Origin of the sequence: Paenibacillus sp. MAEPY2, from assembly GCF_000499205.1 — a bacterium.
Taxonomy (GTDB): Bacteria; Bacillota; Bacilli; order Paenibacillales; family Paenibacillaceae; genus Paenibacillus; species Paenibacillus vandeheii.
In genome coordinates this window covers 19,543-36,326 of record NZ_AWUK01000012.1, presented here as the reverse complement: position 1 = coordinate 36,326, position 16,784 = coordinate 19,543, and the positions used below count along the sequence as shown (strand labels likewise).

12 protein-coding genes are annotated in these 16,784 nt (G+C 48.0%); 1 reads left to right on the top strand and 11 read right to left on the bottom strand.

Annotated features, from left to right (window positions below; genetic code table 11):
• Positions 1-75: 75 nt before the first annotated feature.
• A complete protein-coding gene (locus tag P364_RS0110665; RefSeq protein ID WP_024630115.1) occupies positions 76-990 on the top strand; it encodes a helix-turn-helix transcriptional regulator in 915 nt (304 codons plus the stop codon).
• A 152-nt stretch (positions 991-1,142) separates the two neighbouring features.
• Here the strand turns inward: P364_RS0110665 and P364_RS0110660 are convergent, their stop codons facing one another.
• The 11 genes from P364_RS0110660 to P364_RS0110605 form a co-directional block, all read right to left on the bottom strand.
• On the bottom strand, positions 1,143-2,063 hold the full coding sequence (locus tag P364_RS0110660; protein ID WP_024630114.1) for a hypothetical protein: 921 nt from the start codon (positions 2,061-2,063) through the stop codon (positions 1,143-1,145).
• Positions 2,064-2,452: 389 nt separating this feature from the next.
• A complete protein-coding gene (locus P364_RS0110655; protein ID WP_024630113.1) occupies positions 2,453-4,309 on the bottom strand; it encodes an adenine deaminase in 1,857 nt (618 codons plus the stop codon).
• Positions 4,310-4,585: 276 nt separating this feature from the next.
• A complete protein-coding gene (gene helD, locus P364_RS0110645; protein ID WP_024630112.1) occupies positions 4,586-6,961 on the bottom strand; it encodes an RNA polymerase recycling motor HelD in 2,376 nt (791 codons plus the stop codon).
• A gap of 241 nt (positions 6,962-7,202) precedes the next feature.
• Positions 7,203-7,664 carry a hypothetical protein gene (locus tag P364_RS0110640; RefSeq protein WP_024630111.1) on the bottom strand — a complete coding sequence of 154 codons (462 nt, stop codon included), beginning with the start codon at positions 7,662-7,664 and terminating at the stop codon, positions 7,203-7,205.
• Positions 7,665-7,804: 140 nt separating this feature from the next.
• Positions 7,805-8,872 (bottom strand): FUSC family protein, encoded by a 1,068-nt coding sequence (locus P364_RS0110635; protein ID WP_024630110.1) that lies wholly within the window; start codon positions 8,870-8,872, stop codon positions 7,805-7,807.
• 252 nt (positions 8,873-9,124) lie between these two features.
• Positions 9,125-9,850, bottom strand: coding sequence for an HD domain-containing protein (locus tag P364_RS0110630; RefSeq protein WP_024630109.1), 726 nt, complete (start codon positions 9,848-9,850; stop codon positions 9,125-9,127).
• Position 9,851: 1 nt separating this feature from the next.
• On the bottom strand, positions 9,852-11,291 hold the full coding sequence (locus tag P364_RS0110625) for an NAD-dependent malic enzyme (protein WP_024630108.1): 1,440 nt from the start codon (positions 11,289-11,291) through the stop codon (positions 9,852-9,854).
• Between the two features lie 281 nt (positions 11,292-11,572).
• A complete protein-coding gene (locus P364_RS0110620) occupies positions 11,573-13,645 on the bottom strand; it encodes a beta-galactosidase (protein ID WP_024630107.1) in 2,073 nt (690 codons plus the stop codon).
• Between the two features lie 37 nt (positions 13,646-13,682).
• The gene (locus tag P364_RS0110615; RefSeq protein ID WP_024630106.1) at positions 13,683-14,792 is read right to left on the bottom strand and encodes a glycoside hydrolase family 53 protein; all 1,110 of its coding nucleotides are present in this window, start codon (positions 14,790-14,792) and stop codon (positions 13,683-13,685) included.
• Between the two features lie 32 nt (positions 14,793-14,824).
• Complete coding sequence (locus P364_RS0110610; RefSeq protein WP_024630105.1) at positions 14,825-15,703, bottom strand: carbohydrate ABC transporter permease; 879 nt, start codon at positions 15,701-15,703, stop codon at positions 14,825-14,827.
• Between the two features lie 30 nt (positions 15,704-15,733).
• Positions 15,734-16,624, bottom strand: a complete 891-nt coding sequence (locus tag P364_RS0110605; protein ID WP_024630104.1) for an ABC transporter permease — start codon at positions 16,622-16,624, stop codon at positions 15,734-15,736.
• Between the last annotated feature and the right edge of the window lie 160 nt (positions 16,625-16,784).

Below are 16,784 nucleotides of genomic sequence, written 5' to 3'. Positions count from 1 at the left end.
CTTATCCGATTCTTTATAAACACCACCAATCTATGGGAACGTTTACATTAATAATGATGCAAAAGGAGAACTACTATGGAACGTGAACGATTACGGGAAGACCGGATTCACGGCAATGCCATGTATCCTGTCAGTGTGTACCCGGATATTCAGCAGCTGAATGGCGACAGCATTCTCGATTGCCACTGGCATGACGAGATGGAGTTCACCATGGTGACTCAGGGCAGTGCTGTTTTTCAAATTGACATGAATACGGTAGAGGTTCAGGCAGGAGAAGCCATTTTTATCAATCGGGGGGAAATTCACGCAGGTTATCTGAAAGGCGATGTCCCCTGTGTTTTTTCATCCATTGTATTTAACCCGGAGCTGTTAGGCAGCCGGACATTCGATGCTGTGCAGGAGAAGTTCGTTGGCCCGCTTGTACACAAAACGGCAATCCCCCCTTACCATATCCAAACCGATGAAGCGTGGGGTCAAGAAATCATTTTTCATTTGAAACGAATTTTCGCCGATCATGCCGCCGGCACACCAACCTGCGAGATGACAACAAAAGCTTATCTCTATCTAATATTTGCACAAATGTTTGAACATATGAGACCCGCTGCACTCAAAGGGACCGTATCATCAGGCAGTCACGATAAAGTGGAGCGCCTAAAATCAGTGTTAAGTTATATTCACAAGCGTTACCCTGAACCACTCAAGTTAAAAGAACTGGCAGATGAAGCCAATATGAGCGAAGGACACTTTTGCCGCTTTTTCAAACAAATGGTGCAGAAAAGTCCGGTCGACTATATCAACTATTATCGCATCCAGCAGGCCTGTTATCAGCTTGAGAATACCGATCACAAAATTGTGGATATTGCCATGGACGTCGGGTTTGAGCATTTGAGCTACTTCATCACAACGTTCAAGAAACACAGGAATATTACCCCGTCCCAATATCGCAAAATGTTTTATGAGAAAGTGGCGGTGGAACCTGCACTGGTCTAAGGTTAAACTCTATCAGGAGCGGCACTCGGCACTCCGAACTGATGATCGTTCAATGTTCTCCCTTTTATATCAGATAGCAGATGCAAAGAAGGTGCTACAGCCCGTTCTGCTGTAAGCACCTTCTTTATCATCCTGATGAATGGAGTTTCATTTTACTTCTTCAATGTCTCCCATGAGCTGTACTCATGGACCGAAAAACCGTTAAACGACGAATGTGAACTCGCCATTTCCTCAACCAATTGGAGCTGTGATTCCATATACGCTGTACCTTCTTCATAGAAAGTGATAAAGTCGCCTTCCTTGCTCTGCTTGGTCTCCACGGCAATCGATACCGTTTTGCCCAAAAGTGAAGCTTCCTCAAGCTCATCTTTTGCAACCTTATAGATGGCCGCAGCCGTATCCCGGTAAGCCATAATGGTAATGGAGTCATACTTGCGGATCATCCAGCTGCTTACATTCATCGTGGAACCCGGAATCTTGTAACCGTCCAGCCAGAAAGGAAGGTCTGCGCCTACAGGCATCTTCATCCGTTCGGCCCGATCGACAATATATTGAACGTTCCCCTGCCATTGCGTAATCACACTGGCCTGATTCGTTTTCCACTCTGGATGTACATGAGGTTCAATGTCCAGATGAATACCGGCAAATTTCTCATTGGGCTCTACTTGATTTTGATAGGCTTCAACCCAGTCCAGAAAATCGGCAATTTGCTGCCGGCTCTCGGTCAATCCCCAGGAAGGTCTGCCATCCATGACGTCAACGGCAATATTTTTCTCTCTGGCCTTACGAATGAAATCCGTATAGTACGGAAGCTTTACATCCCGATTCATTTGTAGGTAAATCGTATTGATGTCGTTCGTTGTGGCAAACTTCAGTACTAGCTGAGGGTTACTTTGGATCTGCGTGGTGTCCCAAACCCAGGTTGCTCTTACGGAGCCTTGTACCGTTCCATGGATGGTTTCATAACTGTCGACTGAACCAAGTGCAGTAGCCTTGCAAACATACGCATTCCCTGTAAACAGCATGAAACAACTAATTAACAAAACGAATTGGTAACCTCTTTTTCTTTTCATATTTATACACTCCCTATAATGTTATGCAGCTCTAACGTGCAAACCCGGATGACATTCTGTCGTTTTATATTCATTCCCTAAGCACTATTTCAAAGCACGACTATTTACATTGCTTTTATATGCAACATCATCTCTTAGACTTACGACGAAAGAATCATATAACATTATTTCGGGTATTCACACTTCTGTATTTATAGTTCTAAAGACTCATTTATGAAAAAACTTTTAATTTTGTCTGCATTCCGACTAAATATGGGTCATTTTTTGCATATGTACAACAGACGACTCAAGACCTAGTAAGCGTTTTCTATTCATCACAAAAAAAGGTCGCCCTAGGGCGGCCTATACTTCTCTCCCCATTTCTAGGAAGAATGGATACCTAATATTCGTTAGTTCCCGGCTGGAGCAGCCGGTGTATTCTCCACCATCTCATCAAACAGGGATACCAGCTCAATGCCTTCTGCCGAAATGCGTACCAGGCCCTTATCGGACAAGCGCAATTCCGGAATAACGACCAGTGCCAGCAAGGACAGCGTCATAAATGCGTTATTTAACGTACAGCCAGCAGACTGCAGCGCTTCACTGACAGCTGCAGATTGAGCTGCCACCACTTCGAATGATTCCGTGGACATCAAGCCTGCAATGCGCAGCGGGAATTCGGTCACACCAGAGGCAGTCACAACGGCTACACCACCCTGCATTCCGATGACACGATTGCCCGCCTCAGCCATCATTACGTCATCATTACCGATAATGAGCAGATTGTGGCTATCATGCGCAACGGTCATCGCAATGGCCGCAGGGCCTGTGAAGCCAATCCCCCCAACAAGTGCCACCGCACGATTTCCCGTTTGTTTATGACGCTCCAGCACCGCAATTTTGCAGATTTCACCTGCCGTTGAGATGACTACATTGCCATCTTCCACCGTGACATTAACATGCTTCTCCTTGGTATCCACATGATTCTCCGTCACATGAATGACTTTCGCTCCAATCGTACCTTCGGTAATCGGCGCAGACAGCTCCATATGCTTCGGCTGGATATTGGCCTCCAGCTTCACGGTGTTCAGCGCCTCTTCCGGATACGTGAAACTGTCCCAGACCGCTGTCATTTTGCCGTTCTCTGCTACGACATGCCCTGCTGCAATCGTCATGCCTACACGGACATCAGCCAAGCGTCCATCCAGCAAAATAATGTCGGCGATATTCCCTGGAATAACCGCACCAATGTCGCGTGCTACACCGAAACGTTCAGCCGTATTAATGGTGGCCATCTGGAATGCAGTGACCGGCTTCACCCCTTGAGAAATAGCCAAACGAACAACAAAGTCCATATGACCTTCTTTGAGCAGCGATTCAGAACTCCGGTCATCGGTCACCAGCATCATGCGGCGTGTATCCAGGCCAAGCTCTGTGCAGGCTTTGATCGTTTCTGCAACGTCATGCCATGCAGAGCCCTGACGCATTTTGGCGTACATGCCCAGCCGAAGGCGTTCCACTACATCTTCCTTCGTAACACATTCATGATCCCCCGTCACACCGCTTGCTGCGTAGGCTGGCAGACGCCAGTCATCCGCTGCCCAGGTGAAGTGACCGTCTGCCACCTTGCCTGCTCTCAGCGTCGCCTGAATCTCACCAATCATCGTCTCGTCCCCGTATACAACTCCAGGGAAGTTCATCACTTCACCGAGACCAATCATATCCGGCCCCCAGGATAAGGCTTCTGCTACTTCTTCCGGTCCAATATAAGCGCCTGTTGTCTCCAGTCCAGGATGTGTGGAAGGAACACAGGAAGCCACCTGCATATAAGCAGCCATGGGCGTCGTCCGAGCTTCATCCAGCATCAATCGCAAACCTTTGAGTCCAAGCACATTGGAGATTTCATGCGGGTCAAAGAACCCTCCCGTTGTACCGGAAGGCAGAACGGCTCTTGCAAACTCTGTCACTTTCATTTGTGTGCTTTCAATGTGACAGTGTCCATCCAGCAATCCGGGAGCAATGTATTTGCCTTCCGCCTCAATAATACGTGTATGCTCTCCGATCGTATGGCTTACATCTTTGCCAACATATGCAATCCGGGCTCCCTGTACCGCTACAGACATGCCCGGCAAAATTTCACCCGAAATTACATTAACCAGCGTTCCGCCCCGAATGACCAAGGTTGCAGGTAAGTCTCCCCGTGCCGTTGCCACCAGATCCGGTACGCAATCCGCCATTAATGGGCGTTCAAAAGATGGTGTGTTCATGTTGCTGCCTCCTTCATGAAATAAACGATCCAAAAAAAATAGATTGTTACGATTATATGAGTCTCACCGTCATGTGTAAAGAAAATTCACACCTATTGTGCGTGAACACAAATGATGGATTATTTTTTATCCATAAAACCTAATCCATCTAATATCATGTCAGAAGAGATATCTAATTCAATGATCTCCACCATACCCCTCATCGTATTCTGAAATACATAGAAAGACTCCCGTCCCATCGAACGGAAGCCTTCTTCATGAATTTGAAAGACGCAGTCATTCGGCTTGAGCAGCAGACACCTTGCCCATATCATACAACTCTTCGGACTGGGATGTAATGAACGGGCTAGGTTTACCCATGCAATAAACATGCAGTAAATGCATGGCACGGGTACATGCCGTATAGAACAGCTTACGTTCATGTTCCTGCGCATATTGCGATGCAGATCCATCATAGATCAGAACCGCATCAAACTCCACACCCTTGGCCAGATACGCCGGGATGACATGCACCCCCCGTTCAAAGGCCAGTGTTGTTTTTTTGATCAACTTCGGTGCCACAGGCAGTATTTTACTTAATGCTTCATGGATGTCCTTGCTCTCTTCCGCCGTCTTGCAGATGACCGCAACCGATTCATATCCTTCCTGAATCAGATGTTTGAGATCGGCTGTAATGACATCCAGATGCTCCTGTTCATTGACGGAAACGATTACTTTCGGCTTCTCCCCACCGCGGTTAAATGGAACAATCTCTTCTCCACCCGGAACCATGCCCCGTGTAAACTCCACGATCTCCTGCGTTGAACGATAACTTCTCGTCAGCTCAATCACTTCCGTATTTTCCGGTCCATACAGGTTAGTCAGCGGCCCTGTACCACTCAGTACCGATGAGTGCGCATAGATGGCTTGATTAAAATCTCCAAGTGCGGTGATTTTTGATCTCGGGAACAATCTTTTCATAAAGGCCAGCTGGAAGGCAGAGTAATCCTGTGCCTCGTCAATGATCACATGGCGGATATTGGAGTTAATATGGAAGCCGAGCAGCAACTCACGCAAATACAAATAGGGTGTGATATCCTCATAGGCCAGCTCCTGTACTTTCAATCTGCGAAGTGTCATATCACCAATTTCTTCCCAGTGTGAAGGTAACGATTCCTCTCCCAACAGGCGAACCATCTGTGCCCGGTCTTTGAATAGGTGGGCGTACAGTTGACGTACATCGACAAAACGCAAGGATTTAATCCATTTGCGCAAAGGCTTGAGCCGATCACTGACCACCATCCGGGCAAGTATCTCTCGTTCCTGCTGGAAATCATCAAACGTGTCCGACTTCCCTTTTTGCTTTCGCTTCAGGCGCTGATAGGCCCGCTGCAGATCCTCTGGCTCCATTATATCCAGCTGTTGATCTACCCAAGGGGCTTCCAATTCGCCTTTGCCAAAGGCCGACAACTCTTTCAGCATCCAGTCTCGTAGTATTTCCAGTCGATTCACCAGCTTGACGGATGGTTCGAAGCTATAGAATTTCTCCGCCATAGCCTCAGCCGTAACAACAGCCCGCCCCTGGAAACGAACCGGTTTGAATTTCATACCTTCGGACATCATGCTGTCCTTGTATCGTGTAATAACCTTAAGGAAGGACTCAGACGATTTGAATCGAATGCCGGACATACGTGCTTCGTATTGAGGGTCCTCAGTTCCCGTAAGTACGTATTCAAGCTGAATGAATGGATCTTCCAGCTGATATTCACGGCCCAGACGGCGTTCCAGATACTCCTGGAAGGTCGTCTGCAGCATATTTTCTTCTCCAAGCTCAGGCAGTACGGTGGAAACATAACTGTTGAACATCGGGTTTGGCGAAAAAAGGACCATCTGATCCGCTTGCAGATGCTCACGGTATTTATAGAGCAGATACGCTACACGCTGGAGCGCAGCGGATGTTTTACCACTGCCTGCAGCTCCCTGAACGATCAGCATGCGAGTCCGGTCATTACGAATAATCCGGTTCTGCTCTTTCTGGATTGTCGCCACAATGCTTTTCATCTGTGCATCTGAGGTTCGACTGAGGACCGCCTGCAACAGCTCATCCCCAATCGTAACTCCGGTGTCGAACATAAAGCGGATACGTCCATCCCGAATGACAAACTGCCGCTTCATCTCAATATCGCCACTAATCTCACCGCTCGGTGTATGATATGTGACTGGACCTGGCGCTCCATCATAATACAGGTTCGATATGGGTGCACGCCAGTCATAGACAAGGAAGGATTCCTCCTTCTCATCCAGCAGGGATGCGATCCCCAGATAGATTCGTTCGGCATTGGGATAGCCGTTTTCCTTGAAATCAATCCGACCAAAATACGGTGAATGGTGCAGCCGTTTCATTTTATCCAGCGCTGCTGCCGTATTCAGATGGCTGCGCTCCCGATCAGACAGGACCTGTGATTGCTGCCGCATACTGGTGGAGGTTTCCCCTACATCATCCGCTTCGCTGAAGTTCATGGTGACTTCGTCCCAGAAATCTTTTCTCATTCCCACAACTTCATCCCGGAAGGAACCTACCTCTTTTTCCAGAATGTCGATTTTCCGATCAATCTGTTCCGTTACCTTGTTGACCCGCTGTTGCTCCTCGCTCCATTGCTGTTCTGTACTCATATGTTAATACGCCCCTCTTTCCCCGGATTGTGTCCTCAAAAGCCCATTTGACAAGCCCGAAAAGGCTATGGTATAATTAATAAGAAAGTAAACATTTTTATTTTATGTTAATTAGTTCTAATTTTCTGAAAACCATTTTTTATTGTACCAGTGACAACGTCCCGATGCAAGCGGAGGCGTTTTTTGTTGTTTTTATTCTATTATTACCCTCGAATGGGATGAATATAGAACGCGCCCCGTTTTATTGTCGTAATTCTTCAATGGTCTCTCTCCAGCGTGTAATAGCCCCAGATTCGTCTTTTAATTGAAATGTGATCCCTGAAGTAATCTCCGCATACGGCGCATGATCTACACGAACGTTAATCACCTGAGCCTCGAAACGATCTCTAGGATGAACTGCTTCCCTTAATTCCAGCAGTGAAGTCACATCCAGACGAATTGATAACAAGCTTTGCTGATGAACCGCAATCAAGGTAGCCTTGCCTGTTCGACTCATATTCATACTTGTCTGTGTTCCCGGCCATAAAGCCAGTCTCAGCAGGTTGGGCGTGACGGCAATGACTTCTCCCATACTGATCATCGCTTGATGCGGCCAGCCATCTTCGGATACGGTCAGCAATTGCATCGCCTCATGCTGCTTCTTCTCCAGATTCTCTCCATTGAACCACTCCATCCATTCAGGTCCAAGCTGTGTTAGATTCATATATATCTACCTCGGTTCGATTGAGTTGGTTGCGCAAGGTCTGAGCTATGTATGCAAAACAACCCGGACACGCTGTCCGGGCTAGTTGTGGTTCCATTGTATATGATGAAACCACATCACCGCAAACCGTACTACCATGTTTACGGCCATTTAAGCCAATTCAGAATTTTATCCTGTGAATCCTTGTCTTCACTTGCACTGTGCACATGTTCGGCTAGCCGATTCAGCCGCTCCAGCTGATAGCCGTAATCGTAGATCGCAGCAGCCACGATGGAAAGTCTCAGCATCCCTTCCTGATCGATATCAAACTGGGAGATGGCCTGCTCCATGAAACGATCATTATCCAAAATGAACTGTGCCGCCTCCTCACCATTCGGTTTCAGCTTATCCTCGAACTTGAGCAGCGCATGTTCATGGAATTTGATAACAAGCTCCAGATGTGTATCAAAGAACTGATCCATTTCCGGTGTTCGCTGTGCCTGGAAATAGTGGCGTTCTACCGAATCCAGCACATCGAATCCTTTTTGCAGACTTAACAGCATCTGTTTGTATACGACCATCTGCCGGGTCTCACTGAATTTGGACCGTTTCATCTTCTTCTGTTCTTCTTCAAACAAGTTATACTTATCCGACAATGATTTGATGGAGCCGCCCAGATTATTTTTCTCATCCCGGAACACCACTTCCTTGATCTCATCCGAGATGGATGTACGCAGCAGCAGTGACATGCCACTGAACACACTCTGAATCTGCTTCACGAACTGGATCTTCGGCTTGGGTGGGAATACCGTAATATTAATGAGAAACGCAGATACAATACCGACAAGTGTCAGCAGAAAACGGTTCAATGCAAAATGCCAGTCACCCGACGCTTCCATAATCGATACAACGGTTACCAGCGTCAGGCCAACCGTTTCGCCCATATTCAATTTAAGACAAATCATAATAACCAGCACAATAATGAGCCCGACGGCGATGGGCTCATTGGATAGCACCATGCCTCCCACCAGGGCCACAATCGCCCCAAGTGTAGTGGTCTGCAGCTGATCCAGGAAGTACTTCCAGGAACGATAAATGGATGGCTGCATAGCAAAGATGGCCGCGATCGCGGCGGGAACGGGAGATTGCGGGTTCAGGAACATGCTGCTAAGGTACAGGGCCAGTGTAACCGCAATCCCTGTCTTAAGTACACGTGCACCAAATGACATGGTGACCCCTCCTCTTTTTCAAAACTGATTTCATTCGTTTGATGATCATTATCATTATTACCCCATATTTCTTTTTTTGCCCGAATCAATTCAGGAGAACGATTTATTGTATCATGGAAGCCATTGGGTTACCATGCCCTGTATCCTGTTGATGAAGTATTATTCATCACCGCTTCTCCGTGTACACAACAATACCCCCCACTCCACTCTCGGAAGTAGGGGGTATTGTATGTTTAACTCAATTAGAGAAAGTTATGAAAACCTTCCTTCCCATTCACGCTTGAACTGCTCCACAAACTGCATCATAAAGTCATGACGCTGCTCTGCCAGTTCCTTGCCATAGGACGTGTTCATCAGATCTTTTAGCTTGAACAGCTTTTCGTAGAAGTGATTGATCGTTGTACTGCGCCCATTCCGGTATTCCTCCCGCGTCATCTGCTCTCGTGGCGGAAGGGAGGGATCATACATCTCCCGACCTCTCGCGCCGGCAAAAGCAAACGTACGCGCAATACCGATAGCGCCCAGCGCATCCAGGCGGTCCGCATCCTGCACCACCTGAGCTTCCAGCGATGTGACGGCAGGGCGCTGTCCTCCTGCATAGGAAATGGAACAAATGATGTTTACTACGGCTTCCCGCGTACCCGCTTCCAGCGGCTGGGTATCCAGCCATACATTCAGCTTCTCCATCCCCACTTCCAGACTTCCGTTCAGTTTCTCATCCGGCACATCATGCAGTAATGCAGCCAGTTCACAGATGAAAGGATCGGCGCCCATACGGTGTGCCAGTTCAACTGCAAGTGTAGTGACCCGTTCAATATGAGGCCAGTCATGACCATCCGTATGTGCGGCAGCGTCTCCTTGAACAAAAGCTCGAGCCGCTCGAAGAATGGCCTCTCCTGTTAACGTTCCATCAACATGATCCTCTTGCCCCGATTGCTGCGCGCTTGGGTTCGGATGTTGAAGGGATTTCTCTTGCATCTTACACTTCCCCGCCTTCACGAGCTTGTTCACGCGGTATACGTCTTGCCACACCCGTCTTGACCGCTGCCTCAATCACGCGAGTACGCATTGATTTAACGATTTTATCGTTAAACACACTCGGAATAATATAATAACGAGTACGCTCTTCATCCGAAATGGCCGAAGCAATCGCCTGAGCTGCAGCGAGCTTCATCTCCTCGTTTATCTCACTGGCGCGGCAATCCAGAACCGCTCTGAACATACCGGGGAAGCACAATACGTTATTAATCTGATTCGGATAATCGGAGCGACCTGTCGCCATAACAGCCACAATGTCCTCCACTACGGACGGCATAATCTCCGGTACCGGATTCGCCATCGCGAAAACGATCGGGTCTGCTGCCATCGTTTGCACATCTTCCCGCGTTAACAGATTGCCACGGGACAAACCGATGAAGACATCTGCTCCGCGAATCACTTCACGAAGTGAACCTGTCTCCAGTTCGGGGTTGGTACGAGCCGCATAATCGCTCCACACTTCATTTTCATAGGTATTCGTCCGTACCAGCGCACCTTCACGATCTACCCCGACAACCCTGCTCGCTCCAGCGGACAGCAGAATATTACTGCATGCCACACCTGCTGCCCCGATTCCGCAGACGACAATTTTCACATCCGTGATGGACTTGCCAACCAGCTTGAGCGCATTGATCAGACCTGCATACAACACAACTGCCGTACCATGCTGGTCATCATGAAATACGGGAATGTCCAGCTCCTCATTCAGACGACGCTCAATTTCGAAGCAACGTGGTGAAGAAATATCCTCCAGATTAATCCCGCCAAATGCTGGTGAGATCGCTTTCACAGTTCGAATGATTTCCTCGGTATCCTGTGTATCCAGGCAGATTGGGAAAGCGTCAACCCCTGCAAACTGTTTGAACAACATTGCCTTACCTTCCATCACCGGCATCGCGGCACGCGGTCCGATGTTGCCGAGTCCAAGCACGGCACTGCCATCCGACACCACGGCAACCGTATTCCGCTTGATGGTCAGCGAGAATGCCTTTCCAGGCTCTTCTGAAATGGCCGAACATACCCGGGCCACATCCGGTGTATATACGCGGGACAGGTCTTCCCGGTTATGAATGGGGACCTTTGGTGTAACTTCGATCTTGCCGCCCAAGTGCAGCAGAAACGTTCGATCCGATACGTTAATAATGGATGCTCCTTTGAGCTGGCGCACCCCTTCTATAATTTTGCTGTTATCCTGTGCATCTGTTACCGCGACAGTTAAGTCGCGCACACTTACATCCTGATTGGTCGAAATCACGTCGATGGCAATGATATCCCCGCCAGCTTCCGAGATGGCCGAAGCCACTTCGCCAAATTTGATATCCTTTGTTGTCATTTCCAGCCGAATAATAAAACTGTTACCGTCAAGATTCCTTTGATTCATTCCAATTCCTCCCAGACTGCAAGTCTTGAGTTGCAATGTTACCTGATTGTCTTCGCTGCGCGGACACGTTTTTCCTTTATATTGTCCAGAAAAAGTATTTGTCGTGATCTAATACGACAAAAAGGACCACCCTCTCCGTCTAATCGAGACATTAAGGGTGACCCTTCTGCAAGCTATATAAGTTGAACTAAAGCATATTTACACTTGCCACTCCGATGACAGAACAATCTTTCCGATCGCTGCTTATCAACAGATTTTTCAGCCAAATGAGTAATATTCTATTATTTACGCTCAGCTGCTCTGCGCAGTACCCGGATGTCATATGGCTGCAAATCAAGGTTGCCCTCTAAAGCATCACCACTCAGCAAATCAGTGTAGGACTGCTCGTCCAGCTTCACCTGTTTCGTCTCCGGTGTGTAGTTCTGTACAAACACATAATCCGCCGTGCCATCTGTACGGATATGTGCCGTAACTCCAGTAGGAAGCTGAGTTTCAAGGGCACGCTCAATCCCCAGATCAGCGATTAAGCTGCCATAGAAATCGTCGTAAAATGGAGCTTTGAAACGCGTAGCCATATAATAGGCTTTACCAGAACCAAGACGATTCACAGTCAAAGCAGGCCGTCCGGCATAGAAGTCGGAGCGATACGTCGCCAGCGCTTCTGCACCTTCCAGATGAATCAGATCGCATAATTCGAAAGCGTCATATTCGGCATTCAGTTGAAGCTCGTTGTCCTTCACAGGCACAACTCCATTCAGATCACGGTCATGCAAGCCATCGATCTCTTCCGACCAGATTCCCAGCGTCTTGCGAAGCGGTCCAGGGAAGCCTCCTAGGAAGCACAAATCATTCTCATTTACGATACCTGACCAATACGTAGCTACAAATGTACCGCCATTTTCCACGAATCGCTCAATGCGTTCGCCCACGCCTTCACGCACCAGATAGAGCATAGGTGCGATGAGCAGTTTGTACTTGGAGAGATCAGCATCCATGTCGATGACGTCTACAGGCACACCCTTTTTCCAGAAGGCATCATAATGCCATTCTACCGTCTGCTCGTACTTCACTCCGATGTTACGCGGTCCTTGGGAATCCTTTACCGCCCAGCGGTTTTCCCAGTCGAAAATGATAGCAACCTCTGCCGGAACGGACGTTCCAACCACCGCCTGCATTCCTTCGAGTGCCGTACCTACTTCAGTCACGTCCTGGAATACACGGGTATGTTCATGTCCTACATGATCCACAACCGCCCCATGAAGCTTCTCACTGGAACCCCGGCTCTTTCTCCACTGGAAGTACTGCACACTGTCCGAGCCGTGCGCTACAGCCTGCAGTGATGCCAGCAAATGCATACCCGGACGTTTCAATTTGCTGGTTTCTTGCCAGTTGGTTGAGCTTGGTGTGCTCTCCATCAACAGAAACGGCTGTCCTCCTTTGATGGAACGAACAATATCATGCATCATAGCAATTCTCGATGCGAGCGTATCTTCTTCGTCCGCGTCATGCCATGTCGGGTAACTGTCCCAGGACAGGAAATCCAGAATATCGGCGAACTTCCAGTAGTTCAATCCTTCATAAAATTCCATCAAATTTGTCGTTACCGGCAGATCCGAATTTTTGGCCTTGAGCGGCTTCGTTTCGTGCACGATAAAATCAGCGGTCTGATCTGTAACAAACCTGCGCCAGTCCAGATTCATCGCATGAACCTGTGTCTCTCCGTGTGGGGCAGGAGACTCCACTTGACTCCAGTCTGTCACGGTATGGCTCCAGAATGTCGTCCACCAGGAATGATTTAACTCATCCAGAGTGCCGTATTTGTTTTTGACCCAACCGCGGAAAGCCTCCTGGCAATAATCACAGTGACAGTCCCCACCGAATTCATTCGAAATGTGCCAGCCAATGACTGCCGGATGATCCGAATAACGTTCTGCTAGTTTCGTATTGATCGCCGTCACCTTCTCCCGGTATACAGGGGACGTATAACAGTGATTGTGACGGAAGCCGTGCAGATTGCGAACACGGTTGGCCCCAACACGCAGCACTTCGGGATACTTGGCTGACATCCAGGCAGGTCTTGCTCCGCTTGGGGTAGCCAGGAATGCATAGATTCCATTGGCAGCAAAACGATCCAGTACCTGATCAAGCCATTCAAACGTGTACACGCCTTCCTCCGGTTCAAGGGATACCCATGAGAAAATGCCGACGGACATCACGTTACATTTAGCAAGCTTCATCAAGCGGATATCTTCTTCAAGTACTTCAGGATAGCGGAGCCATTGCTCCGGGTTATAATCTGCACCATGTAACATATGAGGTGCTTTGGAACTTACGGGTGGATATGTGTATGTCATGCTGACAACTCCTTCATTCATTTCATTTTAGAAGCATCTATTTGATCAATACAGCACTCGGCTGCTCATCTAATGTAGTGTCATTTCCCTCTCCAGCCTTCAGCGCTGAAAACGATTGCAACTTCTGTCCCTTAAAATCAAACATCGTCAGGTTGCCCCAGTTATTCGGATGTCCAACAGACCACTCTTCCTTGCTAGGAATCCAGGCAGGCTCCCAGTAATAGAATCCCGCTCCGAGACCGCCGGGAACTTCACGAATAATCTGCAGCAGATCCTTCAGATAACGTGTCTGTCCTTCCACACTAGCCGGATACCCGGGCAGCAGCAGTTCTTCCTGATTCAGAATCCACTCGTGACCCTCAGGCTGCTCCAATGTCCAAGGATAAGCGGTTTCAACAACGTTGATTGGTTTGCCGTATCGTTTAGCCAGATCATGCAGATTATCCCGGAGTGCATCCAGTGTTCCATGCCACCAAGGATAATATGAGAGCCCAATGATATCGAACTCCACACCAAGCGCTTCAAATCGATCATAGAACTTGCGGCTCTCCGCATTGTCACCACCGCGGTCAATATGAATCATAATCTTGATTTCCGAATCAACCGATTTAACAGCAGCGATACCATACTTCACAAGTCCGGCAAAACGCTCCCACTGTTCATCGGTATCATGTTCTTCTCCGCCGACACGCCCTTCATCCCATAACATGCCCGGTGTAATTTCATTCCCCACCTGCACCATGTCCGGCAATGCATCATGCTCCTTGAGTGTTCTCAGTACATCTGCCGTATAGGTACATACCTCACGCTGCAGCTCCTCATAGGACAGCTTCTCCCACGCCTTCGGCTTCCATTGATTGGCTGGATCAGCCCAGCGATCGGAATAATGAAAATCCAGCAAGAATTGCAGGCCTTTTTCCTTGATTCGTTTGGCAACCGCTACCGTCCGCTCCAGATTACAGAATCCGCCTACAGGATCATTCCAGATTCGCAATCGGATTGCATTGGCATCACCCAGCTTGAGAAGGGTCAGCAAATCTGCCTGCTGCCCATGCTCATCACGATAGCTCCCACCATGCTGCTCAATTTCATCCATAAACGACACATCCATTCCGAGAATGAATGCCTCTTCCTTTAAATGGCTCACTTTATCAACCTCCGTTTAATTTAGATGCAGGCTCAGCCTTTAACCGAACCCAAGGTCATACCTTTGACAAAGAAGCGCTGCAGGAATGGATACACGATCAGAATTGGTGCGCTTCCGATGAAGATTTGTGCCGCTCTTACCGTGGTTTGAGAAAGAGCTTCCATTTCTTTGGGGTTCATGCTCATGCTGCTCATATCCCGACCGATAATGACGGTTTGCATAAACGTAGCCAGTGGATAATCCTTGGCATTGTTCATGTATAACAGTCCGTCAAACCAAGAGTTCCAATGAAACACCATGCTGAATAAGGCAATTGTTGCGATGGATGGCATGGAAATCGGCAGGAAGATCGTGAACAACGTTCTGAAATGGTTGGCTCCGTCCATCAGAGCCGCTTCCTCCAGTTCTTTTGGAATGCCGCGGAAGAAGTTCAGCATCAGAATGACCAGGAAGGTATTGACCGCCCCCGGGAGGACCAGCACCCAGAAGGAATCCATCAGACCAATCTTCTGGATAACCATGTAGAAGGGAACCAGTCCGCCATTAAAGATCATACTAAAAACAAATATCCATGAATATATGGTTCTGCCTTTAAATTCACTATTTTCTTTCGACAACGGGTACGCCGCCAAAAAGGTAATGAGCAACGTAATTGCTGTGCCGATGACCGTACGCAGGAGGGAGATCCAGAGCGAGTTCAGGAAAATCGGATTGTTCATCGTTTTTTTGTAAGCCTCAAGCGAGAAGCCCACGGGCCAAAGATTGACCAGATTGGCATCGGCTGCAGCCTTCGTGCTGAAGGAGACTGCCAGAACATGAATCATCGGTATAATACACATAATGGCGACCAAAATCAGAAAGCAGGTATTAATTATATTAAACACGCGATAAGGCAATGATTTGTGGTACATCGTGGTCCCTTCTTTCTTATGTTCATTCGATTAGAATATGCGATAACCGGCGTATTTCTTAGCCAGACTGTAAGACACAAGAATCAAAATCATGCTGATTACCGATTTGAATAATCCGATGGCGGTGGCAAAGCCCATCTCACCATTTTGCATCGCAGAACGGTATACGAACGTATCAATGATGTCACCCGTTTGATAAACGAGCGGATTGTAAAGATTGAAGATTTGGTCAAACCCGGCATTCAGCACATTTCCGAGCGCTAGCGTTCCCACAACCATCAGCATTGGCACAAGTGAAGGAATCGTAATGTGCAGCGTTTGTTTCCAGCGCCCAGCTCCGTCAATTTCTGCCGCTTCGTACAACGCCGGGTTAATTCCGGCAAGGGCAGCCAGGAAAACAATCATGTTATAGCCAAATTCCTTCCACACATCCGTCAGAATGACCGTAGACCGGAACCAGCTGTTATCCCCGAGGAAAAAGTAGGGCCCAAGTCCGAAGGTTCCCAGAACCCGGTTAACCAAACCTCCGGTGGACAGCAAATCGATCAAAATTCCGCCCAGGATGACCCAGGACAAGAAGTGAGGCAAGTAGACAAGGGTCTGAATGGTTCTCTGTATAGCCATCTTGCGGACTTCATTCAACAGAATGGCGAAAACAAAAGGAACAAATAAATTAAATATCAGTTTAAGCACAGCAATGATCAGTGTATTCCAGATCACCTGCAAGCTGTCTTGACGCTCAAATAAAAATCGGAAGTTATCCAGCCCGACCCATTCGGAGCCGCTAATGCCCAGCCATGGCTTATAGTTTTGAAATGCCATGACAATGCCGCCCATGGGAATGTAACTGAATATGATCAGAAAGATGATGGCTGGCAGCAGCATTACGTGGAATGGCCAAGTTCGTTTTAAAGTTCTCATGATTGCTCCCCCTGTAATTCTTCCTACTCAAGTACTCCCTGAGTGGCTTATACTGCGATTATATCAACCGTTTGCATAGGTCAAACAGCACATAAAAGCAATATAAATGGCACAAAAGCAACCAGTTTGGACTCGCTGTCATTCCAGTCATTCTTCCTCT

What these genes read in the sequence shown, in the direction of transcription:
- P364_RS0110660 (WP_024630114.1), bottom strand. Translation starts at nt 2,063, where the DNA reads ATGAAAAGAAAAAGAGGTTACCAATTCGTTTTGTTAATTAGTTGTTTC.
- P364_RS0110625 (WP_024630108.1), bottom strand. Translation starts at nt 11,291, where the DNA reads ATGAATCAAAGGAATCTTGACGGTAACAGTTTTATTATTCGGCTGGAA.
- P364_RS0110630 (WP_024630109.1), bottom strand. Translation starts at nt 9,850, where the DNA reads ATGCAAGAGAAATCCCTTCAACATCCGAACCCAAGCGCGCAGCAATCG.
- helD (WP_024630112.1), bottom strand. Translation starts at nt 6,961, where the DNA reads ATGAGTACAGAACAGCAATGGAGCGAGGAGCAACAGCGGGTCAACAAG.
- P364_RS0110635 (WP_024630110.1), bottom strand. Translation starts at nt 8,872, where the DNA reads ATGTCATTTGGTGCACGTGTACTTAAGACAGGGATTGCGGTTACACTG.
- P364_RS0110610 (WP_024630105.1), bottom strand. Translation starts at nt 15,703, where the DNA reads ATGTACCACAAATCATTGCCTTATCGCGTGTTTAATATAATTAATACC.
- P364_RS0110665 (WP_024630115.1), top strand. Translation starts at nt 76, where the DNA reads ATGGAACGTGAACGATTACGGGAAGACCGGATTCACGGCAATGCCATG.
- P364_RS0110605 (WP_024630104.1), bottom strand. Translation starts at nt 16,624, where the DNA reads ATGAGAACTTTAAAACGAACTTGGCCATTCCACGTAATGCTGCTGCCA.
- P364_RS0110640 (WP_024630111.1), bottom strand. Translation starts at nt 7,664, where the DNA reads ATGAATCTAACACAGCTTGGACCTGAATGGATGGAGTGGTTCAATGGA.
- P364_RS0110655 (WP_024630113.1), bottom strand. Translation starts at nt 4,309, where the DNA reads ATGAACACACCATCTTTTGAACGCCCATTAATGGCGGATTGCGTACCG.
- P364_RS0110620 (WP_024630107.1), bottom strand. Translation starts at nt 13,645, where the DNA reads ATGACATACACATATCCACCCGTAAGTTCCAAAGCACCTCATATGTTA.